Genomic DNA, 16,332 nt, shown 5'->3' with positions numbered 1-16,332 from the left:
GCAGACATGACCACCAGCCCGGAGCAGATCCAGCAGTATGCCGAGGCCGCTGAAGCCGCGGCGCCCGTGTGGCGGGCGGCGAGCGCGGACGTGCGCGCGTCGTGGCTGCGCGCGGCCGCCGACGCGCTCGACGCGAACGTCGACGAGCTCGTCGCGATCGCCGACGAGGAGACGCGTCTGGGCGAGACGCGCCTGCGCGGCGAGGTCGCCCGCACCACCGGGCAGCTGCGCCTGTTCGCGACCGTGGTCGAAGAGGGCTCGTACCTCGAGCTCATCGTCGACGACGCGGATGCGGCCGCCACCCCGCCCCGACCCGAACTGCGCCGCATGCTCACGGGCGTGGGCCCGGTCGCGGTGTTCTCGGCGTCGAACTTCCCGTTCGCGTTCTCGGTCGCCGGCGGCGACACCGCTTCGGCCCTGGCGGCCGGCAACCCCGTCATCGTCAAGGCGCACTCGGGCCACCCGCGCCTGTCGGAGCGCACGGCGGCCATCGTCGCCGAGGCGCTCGTGGGCGCCGGGGCCCCCGAGGGCTCGTTCGCGCTGGTCGAGGGTCGCGAGGCCGGGAACGCGCTGGTTCGGCATCCGGTCATCCAGGCCGCGGGGTTCACCGGCTCCGTCGCGGGCGGGCGGGCCCTGTTCGACCTGGCGTCGGCGCGCCCCGACCCGATCCCGTTCTACGGCGAGCTCGGCTCGGTCAACCCCGTCGTCCTGACGCCGGCGGCCGTCGCCGAGCGCGGCGAAACCCTCGCGACGGGGCTGGTCGGCTCGTTCACGCTCGGCGTCGGCCAGTTCTGCACGAAGCCCGGGGTGGTGTTCGTGCCGCGCGGCGCGGGCTTCGAGGACCTCGTGGCGACGCACGTGACGGATGCCGCCGGCGGCCCGCTGCTGACCGACCGGATCACGGCGGCCTTCCCGGTCGGCATCGGGCACCTCGAGGCCGACCCGTCGGTCGCGGTGCTCGGGTACGGGGCTCCCGCGGCCGAGGGCAGCGCGCGCCCGGTCGTGCTGACGACGGATGCGGCGGCCGTCGCCGACCGCCCCGCGACGCTCCTGGAGGAGTGCTTCGGCCCGGTGACGCTGCTCGTCCGCTACGACTCCGAGGATGACCTGGTCGCGGCGCTGCGCGCGGTGCCGGGCTCGCTCACCGCGACCCTGCACTCGGAGGACTCCGACGACGTCGCGGACGTGCTGGCCGTGCTCGAGCGCCGCGCGGGACGCGTGCTGTTCGCCGGCTGGCCGACCGGTGTCGCGGTGACGTGGTCGCAGCACCACGGCGGACCGTGGCCGGCGACGACGTCGCTGCACACGTCGGTGGGCGCGACGGCGATCCGCCGGTTCCTCCGCCCCGTCGTGTTCCAGGACGCCCCCGAGCGTCTGCTGCCCGAGCCGCTGCGCGACGCGTCGCTGGCGGCGCTCCCGCACCGCCGCAACGGCGTGCTCCAGGTGCCGTAGCCCGCTCCGACCCGCTCCAGCACCATCCAGCGCTGACGTGGCGTGACCGCGCGCCGGCACCGTTTCGGGCGCGAGACAGGTGCTGTCACGCCGTGACGACGGAACAGGGACGGCCGGGGTCGCGGGGTCAGAACCGGCGGGCCAGGGCGGCGCCGGCCTCGCGGAGCCAGCGGGCGGGGTCGGCCATCGCGGCCTCCGGCGAGCCGGCGAGCTCGGTGAGCGATGCGGATGCCGCGAAGCCCGAGACGTCGGCATCGCCGGCGATGCGCCCGGCGACGAGCGCGACCGGCACGCCGGCGAGCGCGGCGAGCGCGGCGACATGTGCGGGCACCTTTCCCGCGGCGGACTGGCCGTCGTACGAGCCCTCGCCTGTCACGACGACGGATGCGTCGGCCACGGCATCCCCGAGCCCGATCAGCTCTGCCACCGCGGTCGACCCCGGAACGAGCCGCGCTCCCCACGCGAGCAGCCCGAACCCGGTTCCGCCGGCGGCCCCGGCGCCGGGCGCCGCGGGGTCGGCGGGCAGCAGGGCGGCGTACGAGGCCAGGGCCGCCTCCAGCGCGCGGACGTCGTCGGGCGTCGCGCCCTTCTGCGGCCCGAAGACGGCTGCGGCGCCGCGCTCGCCCAGCAGCGGATTCGTCACGTCGCTGAGCACCTGCACCCCCGCGGGCGGCAGGGGTGCGAGCCCGGTCAGATCGGCCGATGCGATGGCCCCGAGCCCGCGACCGCCCGTCGCCGCCTCATCGCCTGCAGCATCCGCGAATCGCGCGCCGAGGGCGGCGAGCATTCCCATCCCGCCGTCGGTGGAGGCGCTCGACCCGATCCCCAGCACGAGCCGGCTCACGCCGTGCGACAGCGCCGCGGCGATGGCCTCGCCGAAGCCCCGCGTATCGGCGTCGAGTGGCCGCAGGCGCGGCGGATCGCCCAGGAGCTCGATCCCGCTCGCGCACGCCAGCTCGACGACCCCGACGCCGCCCGGAGCCTCGGCGGTGGGCGGGAGCAGGAGCCAGGATGCGGCCACCGGGGTCGCCTCCGGCCCGGTCACGGTCACCGGCATGCGGCGGGCGCCGGGCACGGCTGCGGCGAAGGCGTCGAGCGTGCCCTCACCGCCGTCGGCCATCGGCAGCAGCCTCACTCGCGCGGCGGGGTGGACCGACCGCCAGCCGTCGGTCAACGCGGCAGCCGCCGCGGCGGCCGGGATCGACCCCTTGAAGCTGTCGGGGGCGATCACGACCGTGTGGGGCATGGGACCATTCTCGCCGATCCCACGGGAAAGCGCTATCCGCTCCCGGGTTCGATGGGGCAGAATCGTCCGGGGAGAAGAGGAGCCCGCATGCCCTGCGCCGTGATCGCGGTCGGAACCGGCCGGTACGCCGACCCCTGGCACCCCTTCACCGCCACGGGCGACGCCGTCGCGGCGCTCCTTCGGACGGACGGATGGGACGTCTCGATCGATGCCGACGTGGACCACGCCCTGACGGTCCTCGCCGGAGCTGATCTCCTGGTGGTCAACGCCGGCGATCCGTGGCGGAGCGCCCCCGGCGATCCGGCGCCGCTGCGCCGCGCCGAAGCGGCCGCGACCCGGTGCCTCGACGACGCCGTCGCGAGGGGGACGGGCATCCTCGCCCTGCATGCGGCCACGGCGACGCTCCGCGACTACCCGCGATTCCGCGAGGCCATCGGCGGCGAGTGGGTCGAGGGCACGTCGTGGCACCCGCCCATCGGCGAGGCCACGGTTCCGGTGGACGACCCGTCGCACCCGGTCACCTCCGGCCTCGCCACGGTGACGGTGTTCGACGAGCTCTACACCGACGTGGTCGTCGATCCGGGCGCGCACGTGCTCGTCTCCCACGAACTCGAGGGGCGCCGGCATCCGCTCGTCTGGACCCGCGAGCACCCGACGCGCGCGGTCGTCTGCGCCCTCGGCCACGACGAGCGCGCCTACGCCTCGCCCGATCTTCAGCGGCTCGTGCGTCAGGCCGCGCGCTGGGCCGGGCGGGCGGGCGACGCCTGATCGACGACAATGGAACCGACATCGCCGAAATCCTGAGGAGACCCATGTCCTGGCTCGTCACCGGAGGCGCCGGCTACATCGGCGCCCACATCGTCCGCGCGCTCTCGGCCGCCGGGCTGTCGCCCGTCGTGCTCGACGACCTCTCGAGCGGACACGAGGGCTTCGTTCCCGACGGCGTGCCGTTCGTGCGCGGCTCCATCCTCGACCGCGATCTCGTGGAGCAGACGCTGCGCGAGAACGGCGTCACCGGCGTCATCCACGTCGCCGGCTACAAGTACGCCGGCGTCTCGGTCAAGCGCCCCCTGCACACGTACGCGCAGAACGTCGAGGGCACCCGCGTCGTCCTCGAGGCCATGGCGGCCGCGGGCGTCGCGAACATCGTCTTCTCCTCGTCCGCGGCCGTCTACGGCACACCCGACGTGGCGCTCGTCACCGAGGACCTCCCCAAGCGCCCCGCGTCGCCCTACGGAGAATCCAAGCTCATCGGCGAATGGCTCATCCGCGACCAGGCCGTCGCCACCGCCGAGTCCGACGCCCCTCTGCGCCACACGTCGCTGCGCTACTTCAACGTCGTGGGCTCGGGCGACCCGACGGTGTACGACACCAGCCCCCACAACCTCTTCCCGCTCGTGTTCGAGGCCCTCATCGACGGCCGCACCCCGAAGATCTTCGGCGACGACTACGACACCCCCGACGGCACCAACGTGCGCGACTACGTCCACGTCGCCGACATCGCCGCCGCGCACGTCGTGGCCGCGCAGCGCCTCGAGGGAGGCGAGCCGATCGAGCCCGCCTACAACCTCGGCTCGCAGAACGGTCTGAGCGTGAAGCAGATCATGGACGCCATGGCCCGCGTCACCGCCGTCGACTTCACCCCCGAGGTCTCGGCGCGCCGCCCCGGCGACCCCGACCGCATCGTCGCGACCGGCGACCTGGCCGCCCGCGACCTGGACTGGGCGAACCGCTTCACGGTCGACGAGATGGTCCGCACCGGCTGGGAGGCCCGCCGCCGCGCCGCGGAATGACCCGGCACCCGCCGGCCGACCTCCCTCCGGCGCCCGCGCTCAGCGCGGCGCAGCGGTGCTGCTGCGTTCGATCAGGCTCGTGGGCACCGTCTCGGCGGGGTTCGTCGCGCCCCGCTCGAGCCCGTGGACGAGCGCGGTCACGGCGCGCTCGCCGAGAGCCGCGAAGTCCTGCCGGATCGTCGTCAGCGGCGGGCGGTAGTCGGCGGCATCCGCGACGTCATCGAAGCCCACGACGCTGACGCCGCGCGGCACGTCGCGACCGCCCTCGGCGAGGGCGCGCAGGACGCCGAGGGCCATCTGGTCGTTGGCGACGAACACGGCCGTGGCCTCCGTCGGCAGTCGCTCCCCCGCCGCGTGGCCCGACGATGACGTCCAGTCGCCGCGCAGCGCCTCCGGCACCCGGGCGCCGCCCGCTTCCAGCGCCTCGCGCCAGCCGCGCTCGCGCTCCGCGGCGGCGAACGACGTCGACGGGCCGGCGACGTGGTGCACCGTTGCATGACCGAGGCCCAGCAGATGCTCGACCGCCCGCCGCGCGCCGCCGGCGTGATCGGACTGCACGATCGTGAAGCGCGGGTCGGCCCCGGCGTCGACGACCACCAGGTGGAGCCCCGACGGGGCCGCGGACCCGGCGGCGAGCGCCGTGGCCTCGTTGAGGACGACGGCGCCGTCGGCGCCCTGGTCGCGCAGCTGCTCGAAGGCGCCGGCAAGGGCGTCGGCCCCGGATGCCGTCACGACGGTGACCGCGTAGCCGCGAGCGGTCGCGGCATCGACGACGGCCTGCAGCATCCGGAAGTTGCCCACCGTCGCGAGGGTCGAGGCGACCAGCCCGATCGTCTGCGATCTGCCGGTGCGCAGGGCCCGCGCGGCACGGTGCGGCCGGTACCCGAGCTCGGCCATCGCCTCTTCGACGCGCATCCGCGTGGCCGGGTCGACGTTCGGGCTGGCGTTCGCGACGCGTGACACCGTCTGCCCCGAGACGCCGGCGCGCGCTGCGACGTCGGCCATCGACACGCGTCGTCCCGGCATCCGTCCTCCAACCTCTCGTCGGCCGACCGGATCACGCGGTGCGAGCGTCCGCGGCCTCGGCCATGTTGACGTTACCATGCGCCGTCGGATACCGTGTTGACGTGAACATGACGGAGTTCGAGACCCCCGAGACCCTCGGCGCGGGCGTCGTGAAGCGCCCCACGCGGCTGGCCGACGGCCGCGAGCTGATCTACTACGACGACCCCGGCACGACGCTCGGCGCCGAACGCGGCATCGACACCCGCGACCTCGGGCCGCGGCCCGATACCGCGACGATGCGCCGCGACGTGCTGACCGGCGACTGGATCTCGGTAGCCGCGGCGCGCCAGAACCGCGCCTTCCTGCCTCCGGCGCACCTCGACCCGCTCGCGCCGCAGAGCGAGACGAACCCGTCCGAGATCCCGTCGCTCTACGACGTCGCCGTCTTCGAGAACAAGTCGCCGTCGTTCGGTCCCGCCCTCGCCGAGGCCCACGGCGACGCCCCCGCGGCGGCCGACGCACCGCAGGGCCTCGCCGATCTCGACGCCCCCGGCCTCGGCCGCTCCCGCACGTCGGTCGGCCGCTGCGAGGTCGTGTGCTTCAGCCCCGAGCACTCCGGATCCTTCGGCACGCAGTCCCGCACGCGCGCCCGCACCGTCATCGAGGCATGGGCCGACCGCACGGCCGCGCTCTCGGCGCTCCCCGGCGTCCAGCAGGTCTTCCCGTTCGAGAACCGCGGCGAGGCGATCGGCGTCACCCTCCCCCACCCGCACGGGCAGATCTACGCCTACCCGTACGTCACGCCGCGCACGACGAGCCTGCTGCGTGCGATCGACGAGCAGGGCGACGACCTGTTCACCCGCATCCTGGACGTCGAGCGCGCGTCCGAGCGCGTGATCCTCGCGGGTGAGCACTGGACGGCGTTCGTGCCGTTCGCCGCCCGCTGGCCGCTCGAGGTGCACGTGCTCCCCCACCGCCACGTCGCGGACTTCAGCGAGACGACGGATGCCGAGCGCGACGAGCTCGCGCCGCTCTACCTGCGCCTGCTGCGCGGCATCGACGCCCTCTACGACACCCCCACGCCGTACATCGCGGCGTGGCACCAGGCACCCGTCCACACCGGGCGCGACGTCGTGCGGCTGAACCTGCAGATCACCTCGCCGCGGCGCGCGGCCGACAAGCTGAAGTTCCTCGCCGGGTCCGAGGCCGCCATGGGAGCCTGGATCGGCGACGTCCCGCCCGAGACGGCCGCCGAGCGCCTCCGCGCGGCCGTCGAGTCCGTTCCCGAGGTGACCGCATGACCGGGCACGCCGACGCCCGCTCGCTGTTCGAGGGGCTCACCGGGGCACAGCCGGCCGGCACCTGGTCGGCGCCGGGGCGCGTGAACCTCATCGGCGAGCACACCGACTACAACGACGGCTTCGTGCTGCCGTTCGCGATCCAGCACCGCACGCACGTCGCCGCGGCGCTGCGCGAGGACGGCATCATCCGCGTCGCCTCGACGTTCGACGCCGCTGCCGTCGAGGTGGCGGTCGCGGATCTCGACACGATCTTCCCCGAGCGCCGCGACGAGATCGTCGAGTGGGCCCGCTACCCCCTCGGCGTCGCGTGGGCAGCGCTGGCGGCCGCGGGCCGCGACGCGGCATCCGTTCCCGGTGCCGACCTCGCGTTCGCCTCCGACGTCCCCGTCGGCGCGGGGCTGTCGTCCTCGGCCGCGATCGAAGGTGCCGCCGCCGCGGCACTCGACGAGCTGTGGGATCTGGACCTCGACGCCGTCACGCGCGCCCGCGTGGGCCGCACCGCCGAGAACGAGGCCGTGGGGGCGCCGACCGGGATCATGGACCAGATGGCGTCGAACCTGGGCCGCGCCGACGCCGCGATCTTCCTCGACTGCCGGTCGCTCGAGGCTCAGGTCGTCGATCTCGGCTTCGCCGCGGCGGGGCTCGAGCTGCTCGTGATGGACACCGGCGTCAAGCACTCCCACTCCACCGGGGGCTACCGCGAGCGCCGCGAGGCCTGCGAGCGGGGCGCCGCGATCATGGGCGTGCCGGCGCTGCGGGATGTGACCGTCGCGGATCTCCCCCGCGCGCAGGAGCTCATGGATGACGTGACGTTCCGCCGCGTGCGGCACATCGTCACCGAGAACCAGCGTGTGCTCGACACCATCGCTGTGCTCCACGACCAGGGGCCCGGCGCCATCGGGGGGCTGCTGGTCGCGTCGCACGTGTCGATGCGCGACGACTTCGAGATCTCGGTGCCCGAGCTCGACACCGCGGTCGAGGCGGCCCTGGCCGCCGGCGCCGTGGGGGCGCGCATGACGGGCGGCGGCTTCGGCGGCGCGGCCATCGCGCTGGTCGCGCACGACCGCGTCGATCACGTGGCGGATGCCGTCGCCGCCGCGTTCGCCGCGGCCGGGTTCGCCCCTCCCACGCAGTTCACCGTGCACCCCTCGGACGGTGCGCGGCGGGACTGACCACCGTCAGCGTGAAGGCCGGGAGCGACATCACTCCCGGCCTTCCGTCTGCGCGCACCGCCCCGGTCAGGGCAGTTCGGGGAGGATCTCCACCTGGCGCACGCTCAGCGTCAGCAGGTCGTCGGAGGTCCCGTCGTCCCACTCGGTCGGCGTCGCGCCCAGCACCGTCACCCACGCCTTGACGTGACTGAATTCGCCGACCCCGGCGAATTCCGGGCAGTCGGTCTCGGAGGACTCGGCGACGATCCACGCGGGGACCTCGTAGCCCTCCCAGCTGGACTGCTGGGACTCGTCGACGATGATGATCGCGGCGCACGCGCCGGTGTACTCATCGAGCTGCTGCACTTCGCCGAAGAGGATGTGGGTCGCACCGGCGGCGGCATCCGGAGCGGCGACGAGGTCCGCGAACGCGCCGTCCCCCAGCTCCACGAAGGCCGACAGCGGGACGTCCTCGGCAGCGGGCTCCGCGGCCGGCTCCGGCTCGGGCTCCTCGTCGACCGCCACCGGGGTCTGGGCGGCCTCGTCGACAGCCGCGGCGATCGCGTCGTAGTTCGCGGCGAGGAACACCGCGGTCAGCGACATCAGCACCGAGGCGACCAGCCCGACGGCGCCGAGGGCGAGGCCGGTGATGCCGAAGCCCTTGCTCTGCCGCCGCACGAGAGCGACGATGCCGAGCGTGACCGCCGCGATTCCCAGGGCGGCGCCCAGGAACGGGATCCATCCGGTCGCGAATGCCGCGATGCCGACCACGAGGGCCGACACGGCGAGTCCGTTCCGCTTCGCAGGTGCCGGCGGCGCGGCGATCGTCGTCGTGGCGGGGTGACCCGTGGCGGCTTCGGCGGCGGAGTCATGTTCGACATCGACCTTGTCGTCGACGGCGGTCTCTTCGGGTGCTGGCATCGGATCAGTATCGCCCGGCGAACGCCCGGAATCGGGGTTGTCCACAGGCGGCCAACCGCCCCCTCTGGCGTGTCGCCGCCGCGACGCCTAGCGTCGTGCCGGGAGCACGGCATCCGTCCGCGCCCGGCAAGGAGCGAAGGTGGCTTACATCACCGTCGGGACCGAGAACTCGGTCGACGTCGACCTCTACTACACCGACATGGGCTCGGGTCAGCCGGTCGTGCTGGTCCACGGCTTCCCGCTGAACGGCGAGAGCTGGGATCGGCAGCAGTCCGCCCTGCTCGACGCCGGATACCGCGTCATCGCCTACGACCGGCGCGGGTTCGGCGAGTCGACGAAGACGGCGACCGGATACGACGTCGACACGTTCGCGGCCGACCTGCACGCGCTGATGGACGAGCTCGACCTGACCGACGCCGTGCTCGTCGGCTTCTCGATGGGCACCGGCGAGGTCGCGCGGTACCTCTCGCGCTACGGCGCCGCGCGGGTCGCCAAGGCGGTGTTCCTCGGGTCCGTCGAGCCGTACCTGCTGATCACGGACGACAACCCCGACGGCGCCGGGCCGCAGGAGTTCTTCGACGGGCTCGCCCAGGCGCTCCGCGAGGACCGCTACGCGTTCCTGACGGAGTTCTTCCGCAACTTCTACAACCTCGACGAGAACCTCGGCACCCGCATCTCGCCCGAGGCGGTCGCCGCGAGCGTCCAGGTCGCGAACCGGGCCGGCAACGTCGCGATCTCGACGACCCCGCTCAGCTGGCCGACCGACTACCGCGACGACATCGCGCAGATCGAGATCCCCGCGCTGATCGTCCACGGCACCGCCGACAACATCCTGCCGATCGACGCGACCGGCCGGCGCTTCCACGCGCTGATGCCCGCGGCCACGTACATCGAGATCGAGGGAGCGCCCCACGGGATGCTGCGCACGCACGCGGCCGAGGTGAACGAGGCGCTCCTGGCCTTCCTCGCCGACTGAGCCGCATGCGCCGCGCTCGGGTCCTCACCCTGGTCGGCATCGCCTGTGCCGGCGTCGCCCTGCTCGTGTGGGGCGAATGGGGCGCCTGGCGGATGTCGCGGACCGCGTACCCGGCGCGTCCGCTTCCGGGACCGTCGGGGGAGGACGTCGTCCTCGTCCTCGGCTATCCGCCGCGCGGCGACGGCAGCCCGAGCTTCCTGCAGCGCTGGCGCACGCGCATCGCTCTCCGATCGGCGCCGCCCGGCGCCCTGTTCGTGTTCTCGGGCGCGGCCGTGCACGGGGACCGCGCCGAGGCGGACATCATGGCCGACCTCGGCGCGCGTCTCGGCATCCGCCCCGACCGCATCGTGCGCGAGCGCAAGGCGACGTCGACGCGCGAGAACATCGACTTCTCGCTGCCGTGGCTGCGCGACGCGCGCACGATCCGCATCGCCTCGAACACCGGCCACGCGGCCCGCGCCCGGCGCTATCTCGCCGAGAGCGCACCGGAGCTCGTGCCCCGGTTGACCCCGACGCGCGACTTCGTGCCGTTCGAGCTCGGTCCGCTCCGGCTGGCTCTCACCTTCTACGACTGGGTCGCCGGTCGCATGGCCGACCGCGGCGCCGGGGTGGCCGAACTGAATGTTAGTGACTAACATAATGTTCCATGTCTCGCTCCCAGCGCACCCGTGAGGCCCTGCTGACGGCAGCCCTCGAGCTGTTCGCCGAGCGAGGATACGACGCGACGACGACGTCGGCCATCGCCGAGCGCGCGGGCGTCAGCGAGATGACCCTGTTCCGCCACTTCGCGACGAAGTCCGCGCTCGTCGTCGAGGACCCGTACGACCCGCTCATCGCCGCCGCTGTGGCCGCGCGCCCCGCCGATGAGTCGCCGCTCGCCGCCGCCGCACGCGGGGTGGCCGACGCATGGGGGGCCGTGGTGCCTCCCGAGGCGGCGGCCATGCGGGAGCAGCTGCGCATCGTCGCGTCGAGTGCGTCGCTCCGCGGCGTGATCGCGCAGCGCAGCCACGAAACCGAGGCCGCCGTCACGACCGCCCTCGTCGGGCGCGGGGCCGATCGCGCGGATGCCGTGGTCGTCGCGGCCGCCGTCATCGCCGGGCTCACCGCAGCGCTGCTCGAGTGGTCGACCACGGATGCCGCCGATCCGGGGCCGGCGATCACCGGCGCCCTGCGCGCGCTCGACCCGGATGCCGCCGATGCCGGAGCGACGACGTGACCGGGCTCGAACTGCGCGACGTCACACGGGTGTTCCGCGGCGGCGCAGGCGTCTTCGGCCTCGACCTGTCGATCGCCACGGGCGAGATCGTCGCGCTCGTGGGGCTGAACGGCGCGGGCAAGACCACCCTCATGCGACTCGCGCTGGGCATGCTGCGACCGGATGCCGGCGAGGTCCGCGTGCTCGGGCATCCGCTCGCGCGCACCCCTGCGGCGGCCTGGGCGCGCGCCGGCCATCTCGTCGAGATGCCGCTTGCCTACCCCGAGCTGACGGCCCGGCAGAACCTCCGCGCGTCCGCGCAGCTGCGCGGCGCCGATCCGGCGTGCGTCGACCGGGCCCTGGATCGCTGGGTGCTGGGCGCATACGCCGACCGGCCCGTGCGTCGCCTGTCGCTCGGCAACCGCCAGCGAGTGGGGCTCGCGGCGGCTCTGCAGCACGGGCCCGACCTGGTCGTGCTCGACGAGCCGACGAACGCCCTGGATCCGGCAGGCGTGCTGGTGCTGCGAGACGCGCTGGTGGAGCGGGCGGATGCCGGCGCCGCCGTCCTGGTGAGCAGCCACCACCTCGACGAGGTGTCGCGCATCGCGCACCGGATCGTCGTGATGAACGGCGGCCGCCTCATCGGCGAGCTGGCGCCGGGCGAGCCCGAGCTCGAGCGCGTCTTCTTCGAGCAGGTGCGCTCGGACGACGAGCGTCGGGCGGTGGCGCCGTGAACGCCGCGATGCGCGTCGAGGCGGTGAAGCTGATGCGCTCGCGCGTCGGCGTCATCGGCAGCGCCGCGATCGTCGCGGGCATCCTCGTGCTGTGCGCGGGCATGATGCTGGCGCTGGCGACCGGCGACCCGCAGCTCACCGCCAAGCTCGGGCCCGATGCGAGCCTCACGTGGGACGGCCTGTGGAACACCGCCGCTCAGATCACGTCGGCCGGCGGCCTGCTGGCGTTCGGGGTGGTCGCGGCCTGGATGTTCGGGCGCGAGTTCGGCGACGGGACCATCACCGGCCTTTTCGCGCTGCCCGTCGGCCGCGGCGCGATCGCGGCGGCGAAGCTGATCGTCTTCGCCGCCTGGGGCGCGGCGGTCAGCATCCTGCTCGCCGGCGTCCTCGTCGCACTCGGCCTGATCGCGGGATTCGGGTGGCCGGATGCGGCGGCCTGGGCCGGCGCTGGACGCCAGATCGCACTGGGGGTGTTCAGCGCGGGCCTCGCGGTGCCGGCGGCCTGGGTCGCGACCTCTGCCCGGTCGCTGCTGGGCGGCGTGAGCGTCGCGATCGGGCTCGTCGTCGTGGCACAGGTGGGGGTGGTCGCCGGAGCAGGCGGATGGATGCCGCTGGCCGCGCCCGCGCTGTGGGCGATCTCCGCCGGAACCGCGGTCAACGGCGCGCAGCTGGGCGTGACCGTCGCGCTCGTCGCGCTGTGCGCCGCGGGAACCGCGTGGTGGTGGCACCGGCTCCAACTCGACCGCTGACACCGGCGGCGCCGCGTCCGGCCCCAGGAAATGGCAGGTCGTGCCGCCTCCCACCGGGGGCGGCACGACCTGCCGTATTCACCGTGCGTCCGGTGCGATCACTCCTGCGGGGCGTTGCCCATCGCGATGAGGCCGTCGATCATCTCGGGAGTGATGCCGGCGCCGTCGGGGCTCATGCCCGACATCATGCCGAGGCGCCCGATCGGGAACGACCCCATCATCTCGGTGAAGTCGACGCCCTCGGGCATGATGTCCGCGGCGCCGCTCTCGGCCATGCCGCTCATCATGGCGGCCATCGCCTGCTGCACGACGGGCCCCGCCACGGGGTGGGCGAACACCTCGGCGAGCGAGGAGTTCCGCGTCAGCGGCAGGGCGAGCGCATCGCCGGCGACCTCCGCCGTGACGGAGACGCGGATGTCGCGGCTCGATGCCGCGATGTCGATCGTGTACGGCCCGCCCTCGACGATCCAGCTGTCGGTGCGGATGTCCCAGTAGGCGAGATCCTTGCGGCGCACGACCAGCACGACCTCGCCGCTTTCGCCCGGCTCGAGCGCGACCGACGCGAACGCCTTGAGCTCGCGCTCCGGGCGCTGCACCGCGCTCACCGGCAGCGACGTGTAGACCTGCACGACCTCGCGGCCGGCGCGCTCGCCGGTGTTCGTCACCGTGACGCGCACCTCGAGGTCGCCGGCCTCGGTCGTCGCCGTCGCGGCATCCGAATAGGCGAAGGTCGTGTACGACAGCCCGTGGCCGAACGGGAACGCCACGTCCATGCGACGGGCGTCGTACCACCGGTAGCCCACGAACAGGCCTTCGCCGTAGCGCACGTGCGAGAACTCGCCGGGAAAGTCGAGGTACGCCGGGGTGTCCTCGAGCCGCATCGGGATCGTCTCGGTGAGCTTGCCCGAGGGGGTGACGTCGCCGAACAGCACGTCGGCGGTCGCGCCGCCGCCCGCCTGCCCCAGCAGCCAGCCCTCGAGGATCGCCGGCACGCGGTCGGCGAAGGGCAGAGCCACGACGCCGCCGTTGGAGAGCACCGCCACGGTCCGCGGGTTCGCCGCGACGACGGCGTCGAGCAGTTCGAGCTGCTCGGCGGGGATGTCGATGTCGCTGCGGTCGTAGCCCTCGGACTCCAGACGGGCGGGAAGACCCAGGAACACCACGGCGGTCTCGGCTGCGGCCGCTGCGGCCACGGCCTCATCCCGCCACGCGGCGAGCTCGTCCTGCGTCGGCGCCTGCGGCGAGAGCGAGAAGCCCTTCGCGTACGCCACGTCGCCGGCCGCGAGCGCGCGGATCTCGTCGAGCGCGGTGTCCAGGCGCGTCGGGTTGATCATCGACGAGCCCGCGCCCTGGTAGCGGGGCTTCTCGGCGAACTCGCCGATGACGGCGAGCTTCGCGCCCTTCTCCAGCGGCAGCAGCGCGCCCTCGTTCTTCAGCAGCACGATCGAGCGGCCGGCGGCCTCACGGGCGAGCGCGTGGTGCGCCTCGACGTCGAGCGGGCCGTCCGCCGACCCGGCACCCTCGGTGGCCTTGCGCACGAGGTCGAGCACGCGCCCGGCGGCGACATCGACGACGGACTCGTCGAGCGAGCCGTCCTGGACCGCAGCGACGATCTGCGCGTCGGTGACGCCGTTCGACGACGGCATCTCGAGGTCGAGCCCCGCGGCGACACCGGCGACGCGCTCGTTGACAGCGCCCCAGTCCGAGACGACCAGGCCCTCGAAGCCCCACTCGTCGCGCAGCACCTTCGTCAGCAGCCACGGGTCCTCCGACGCGTACACGCCGTTGATGCGGTTGTACGAGCACATGACGGTCCACGGCTGCGCGTCCTCGACGACCCGCTGGAAGCCGCGCAGGTAGATCTCGCGCAGCGGCCGCTCGTCGATGTCGGAGCTCGCCCGCATGCGGTCGTGCTCCTGGTTGTTGGCCGCGAAGTGCTTGAGCGAGGTGCCGACGCCCTTCGACTGGATGCCCGTCACCAGCGCCGCGCCGATGACGCCCGAGACGATCGGGTCCTCCGAGAGGTACTCGAAGTTGCGGCCGCACAGCGGCGAGCGCTTGATGTTGATGCCGGGGCCGAGCAGCACGCCGACGTTCTCGATGGCGGTCTCGATGCCCAGGGCCTCGCCGACGCGCTCGACGAGGTCGACGTCCCACGACGACCCGAGGCCGACGGCCGGCGGGAAGCACGTGGCGGGCACGCTGCCGCCGAGGCCCAGGTGGTCGCCGGACTGGGCCTGCTTCCGCAGACCGTGGGGCCCGTCGGTCACCATGATCCCGGGGATGCCGACGCGCTCGATGGGCTTGGTGTACCAGAAGCTCGCGCCGCTGGTCAGCGACGCCTTCTCCTCGAGGGTGAGGTCGGCGACGGTCGTGGCGGAGGCAGACTCCGCGGCCAGTGTCGTGTCGGTCATGGGGTTCCTTTCAGTGGTTCACGAGTCGGGGGGATGCCGCGGCGCGGCGGCCGCGGCATCCCGAGGTCACTTGACGGCCTTGATCGGCCACACGGCGAACGCGCCCAGGATGCTGAGCACGATGCCCACGGGGAACAGCCCCGCGAACCCGAAGGCGAGGACGATCACCCCGGCCACGCCGGGGGCGAGGGTCTGCGGCAGGGTGGCGGCGATGTTCACGACGCCGAGGTCCTTCGCGAACGACTTCGCCGACGGGAGCACCTCGCTCATCAGCGCGGTGTCGACGGCCTGGAACATGCCGAACCCGAAGCCCGCGAGCACCGTGAACAGCATCCATGCCTCGAACGTGGGCGAGACCCACGGGATCACCAGGGCGACGCCCACGACGACCGACGAGGCGAACACGAAGACCTTCCGGCGGCCGAGCTTGTCCGACAGGGGCCCCGAGATCGCGGTCGCGAGCAGGATGCCGCCGAGGCTCAGCAGACCCAGCAGCGGGATGACGGTCTGCGGAGCGTCGATGCCGATGTAGTCGGTGAGCAGGAACAGCTGATACCCGGTGACGGCGAAGTAGCCGGTGTACAGGAGCAGCCGACCGGTGAACGCCCAGAAGAAGTCGGGGTGCGTGATGGGGTTCACCCAGAACGTGCTGAGGAAGTCGCGGAGCTTGAACGGCTCGACCTCGAGGTCGGTACTGGGGTAGTCCGGGTTGAAGAGGTTGAACAGCGCCATCATGACGACGGCGAAGACGGCGAAGAAGATGTAGCCGACCGTGATCGACTCGAAGAACAGGGAGCCGATGATCTGCCCGCCGAGCGCGCCGACCATGATCCCGATGCCGGTGAGGGCGGCGAAGGTCCCACGGCGCTTGACGGGAACCCGGTCGGGCATGATCGCGGACAGCGGGCCCTGCGCGACGTTGTAGGCGATCTGGACGAGCGTCCACGCCAGGACGATGCCCCACAGGCTGCTCGCGAACGCGAGTCCGACCAGCGCCAGAGCCCCGGCGAGGACGCCGATCATCATCCACGGCGCACGGCGGCCGAAGCGCGAGCGGGTGCGGTCGGAGATCTGCCCGGCGATCGGCTGCGCGATCATGGCCGCGAAGGCGCCGATCGTCGCGGCGATCGCGAGGTTGCCGACCTTGTTCGCCTCGTCCAGCAGCGTGATCTGCTGCGGCAGCAGGATGCCCGGGATGGCGCCCCAGAGGATGAAGATCGAGATGTTGGCCGGGAGCACCCAGATCAGGAGGCGCCGGATGCCCTTCTTCGGGGCGGGCGGGTCGTCGGTGCCGGCGGCACCCTCGATGAAGGCGAGATCGGTCTGCGTGTCGGGGGCGACAGCGGTGATGTCGTTCGGGTCTGACGTCGTCGTCATGAGCGGTTCTCTCTTCGG

15 protein-coding genes are annotated in these 16,332 nt (G+C 73.2%); 10 read left to right on the top strand and 5 right to left on the bottom strand.

The window, feature by feature from the left end:
• The first annotated feature begins 6 nt into the window (after positions 1–6).
• Positions 7–1,452 (top strand): aldehyde dehydrogenase (NADP(+)), encoded by a 1,446-nt coding sequence (locus HD594_RS06015; protein ID WP_184750086.1) that lies wholly within the window; start codon positions 7–9, stop codon positions 1,450–1,452.
• 127 nt (positions 1,453–1,579) lie between these two features.
• Here HD594_RS06015 and HD594_RS06010 read toward each other — a convergent pair whose 3' ends face one another.
• Positions 1,580–2,698 carry a glycerate kinase gene (locus tag HD594_RS06010; RefSeq protein ID WP_184750085.1) on the bottom strand — a complete coding sequence of 373 codons (1,119 nt, stop codon included), beginning with the start codon at positions 2,696–2,698 and terminating at the stop codon, positions 1,580–1,582.
• An 87-nt stretch (positions 2,699–2,785) separates the two neighbouring features.
• Between HD594_RS06010 and HD594_RS06005 the strand changes: the two genes are divergently transcribed.
• Together HD594_RS06005 and galE are read left to right on the top strand one after the other, a co-directional pair.
• On the top strand, positions 2,786–3,466 hold the full coding sequence (locus HD594_RS06005; RefSeq protein WP_246413885.1) for a ThuA domain-containing protein: 681 nt from the start codon (positions 2,786–2,788) through the stop codon (positions 3,464–3,466).
• A 44-nt stretch (positions 3,467–3,510) separates the two neighbouring features.
• Positions 3,511–4,491: a UDP-glucose 4-epimerase GalE gene (galE, locus tag HD594_RS06000; protein WP_184750083.1), complete on the top strand. Its 981-nt coding sequence runs from the start codon at positions 3,511–3,513 to the stop codon at positions 4,489–4,491.
• Between the two features lie 39 nt (positions 4,492–4,530).
• Here the strand turns inward: galE and HD594_RS05995 are convergent, their stop codons facing one another.
• Complete coding sequence (locus HD594_RS05995) at positions 4,531–5,517, bottom strand: LacI family DNA-binding transcriptional regulator (protein WP_246413870.1); 987 nt, start codon at positions 5,515–5,517, stop codon at positions 4,531–4,533.
• Positions 5,518–5,624: 107 nt separating this feature from the next.
• Between HD594_RS05995 and galT the strand changes: the two genes are divergently transcribed.
• Together galT and galK are read left to right on the top strand one after the other, a co-directional pair.
• On the top strand, positions 5,625–6,797 hold the full coding sequence (gene galT / locus HD594_RS05990) for a galactose-1-phosphate uridylyltransferase (RefSeq protein WP_184752605.1): 1,173 nt from the start codon (positions 5,625–5,627) through the stop codon (positions 6,795–6,797).
• Positions 6,794–7,969, top strand: a complete 1,176-nt coding sequence (galK, locus tag HD594_RS05985) for a galactokinase (protein WP_184750082.1) — start codon at positions 6,794–6,796, stop codon at positions 7,967–7,969. Before galT ends, galK begins: the two co-directional genes overlap by 4 nt.
• Positions 7,970–8,035: 66 nt before the next feature.
• On the opposite strand, the gene HD594_RS05980 is transcribed toward galK, so the two are convergent.
• The gene (locus HD594_RS05980) at positions 8,036–8,869 is read right to left on the bottom strand and encodes a DUF4190 domain-containing protein (RefSeq protein WP_184750081.1); all 834 of its coding nucleotides are present in this window, start codon (positions 8,867–8,869) and stop codon (positions 8,036–8,038) included.
• Positions 8,870–9,008: 139 nt separating this feature from the next.
• On the opposite strand from HD594_RS05980, the gene HD594_RS05975 reads away from it, so the two are divergent.
• Genes HD594_RS05975 through HD594_RS05960 form a run of 5 tightly spaced genes read left to right on the top strand, consistent with a single transcriptional unit; the run spans position 9,009 to position 12,523 of the window.
• Complete coding sequence (locus HD594_RS05975) at positions 9,009–9,845, top strand: alpha/beta fold hydrolase (protein ID WP_184750080.1); 837 nt, start codon at positions 9,009–9,011, stop codon at positions 9,843–9,845.
• A 5-nt stretch (positions 9,846–9,850) separates the two neighbouring features.
• Entirely contained in the window at positions 9,851–10,480 is a 630-nt protein-coding gene (locus HD594_RS05970) for a YdcF family protein (protein WP_184750079.1), read from the top strand.
• 11 nt (positions 10,481–10,491) lie between these two features.
• Positions 10,492–11,061 (top strand): helix-turn-helix domain-containing protein, encoded by a 570-nt coding sequence (locus tag HD594_RS17170; RefSeq protein ID WP_221446564.1) that lies wholly within the window; start codon positions 10,492–10,494, stop codon positions 11,059–11,061.
• Positions 11,058–11,774 carry an ABC transporter ATP-binding protein gene (locus tag HD594_RS05965; protein ID WP_221447097.1) on the top strand — a complete coding sequence of 239 codons (717 nt, stop codon included), beginning with the start codon at positions 11,058–11,060 and terminating at the stop codon, positions 11,772–11,774. The genes HD594_RS17170 and HD594_RS05965 overlap by 4 nt, the downstream gene beginning before the upstream one ends.
• Complete coding sequence (locus HD594_RS05960; protein ID WP_221446563.1) at positions 11,771–12,523, top strand: ABC transporter permease; 753 nt, start codon at positions 11,771–11,773, stop codon at positions 12,521–12,523. Before HD594_RS05965 ends, HD594_RS05960 begins: the two co-directional genes overlap by 4 nt.
• 98 nt (positions 12,524–12,621) lie before the next feature.
• Here the strand turns inward: HD594_RS05960 and HD594_RS05955 are convergent, their stop codons facing one another.
• Together HD594_RS05955 and HD594_RS05950 are read right to left on the bottom strand one after the other, a co-directional pair.
• Positions 12,622–14,937 (bottom strand): glycoside hydrolase family 3 C-terminal domain-containing protein, encoded by a 2,316-nt coding sequence (locus HD594_RS05955; RefSeq protein ID WP_184750077.1) that lies wholly within the window; start codon positions 14,935–14,937, stop codon positions 12,622–12,624.
• A 66-nt stretch (positions 14,938–15,003) separates the two neighbouring features.
• A complete protein-coding gene (locus tag HD594_RS05950; RefSeq protein ID WP_184750076.1) occupies positions 15,004–16,314 on the bottom strand; it encodes an MFS transporter in 1,311 nt (436 codons plus the stop codon).
• Positions 16,315–16,332 lie beyond the last annotated feature (18 nt).

Source organism: Microbacterium thalassium (genome assembly GCF_014208045.1).
GTDB lineage: Bacteria > Actinomycetota > Actinomycetes > Actinomycetales > Microbacteriaceae > Microbacterium > Microbacterium thalassium.
Note: the sequence above shows the minus strand (reverse complement) of the source record. Positions and strands in the feature narration are given on the sequence as shown.

Coding starts and splice junctions, on each gene's coding strand:
- HD594_RS05995 (WP_246413870.1), bottom strand. CDS start 5,517: ATGCCGGGACGACGCGTGTCGATGGCCGACGTCGCAGCGCGCGCCGGC.
- HD594_RS05980 (WP_184750081.1), bottom strand. CDS start 8,869: ATGCCAGCACCCGAAGAGACCGCCGTCGACGACAAGGTCGATGTCGAA.
- HD594_RS05970 (WP_184750079.1), top strand. CDS start 9,851: ATGCGCCGCGCTCGGGTCCTCACCCTGGTCGGCATCGCCTGTGCCGGC.
- HD594_RS05950 (WP_184750076.1), bottom strand. CDS start 16,314: ATGACGACGACGTCAGACCCGAACGACATCACCGCTGTCGCCCCCGAC.
- HD594_RS06015 (WP_184750086.1), top strand. CDS start 7: ATGACCACCAGCCCGGAGCAGATCCAGCAGTATGCCGAGGCCGCTGAA.
- HD594_RS06005 (WP_246413885.1), top strand. CDS start 2,786: ATGCCCTGCGCCGTGATCGCGGTCGGAACCGGCCGGTACGCCGACCCC.
- HD594_RS06010 (WP_184750085.1), bottom strand. CDS start 2,698: ATGCCCCACACGGTCGTGATCGCCCCCGACAGCTTCAAGGGGTCGATC.
- galK (WP_184750082.1), top strand. CDS start 6,794: ATGACCGGGCACGCCGACGCCCGCTCGCTGTTCGAGGGGCTCACCGGG.
- HD594_RS17170 (WP_221446564.1), top strand. CDS start 10,492: ATGTCTCGCTCCCAGCGCACCCGTGAGGCCCTGCTGACGGCAGCCCTC.
- HD594_RS05955 (WP_184750077.1), bottom strand. CDS start 14,937: ATGACCGACACGACACTGGCCGCGGAGTCTGCCTCCGCCACGACCGTC.
- galE (WP_184750083.1), top strand. CDS start 3,511: ATGTCCTGGCTCGTCACCGGAGGCGCCGGCTACATCGGCGCCCACATC.
- galT (WP_184752605.1), top strand. CDS start 5,625: ATGACGGAGTTCGAGACCCCCGAGACCCTCGGCGCGGGCGTCGTGAAG.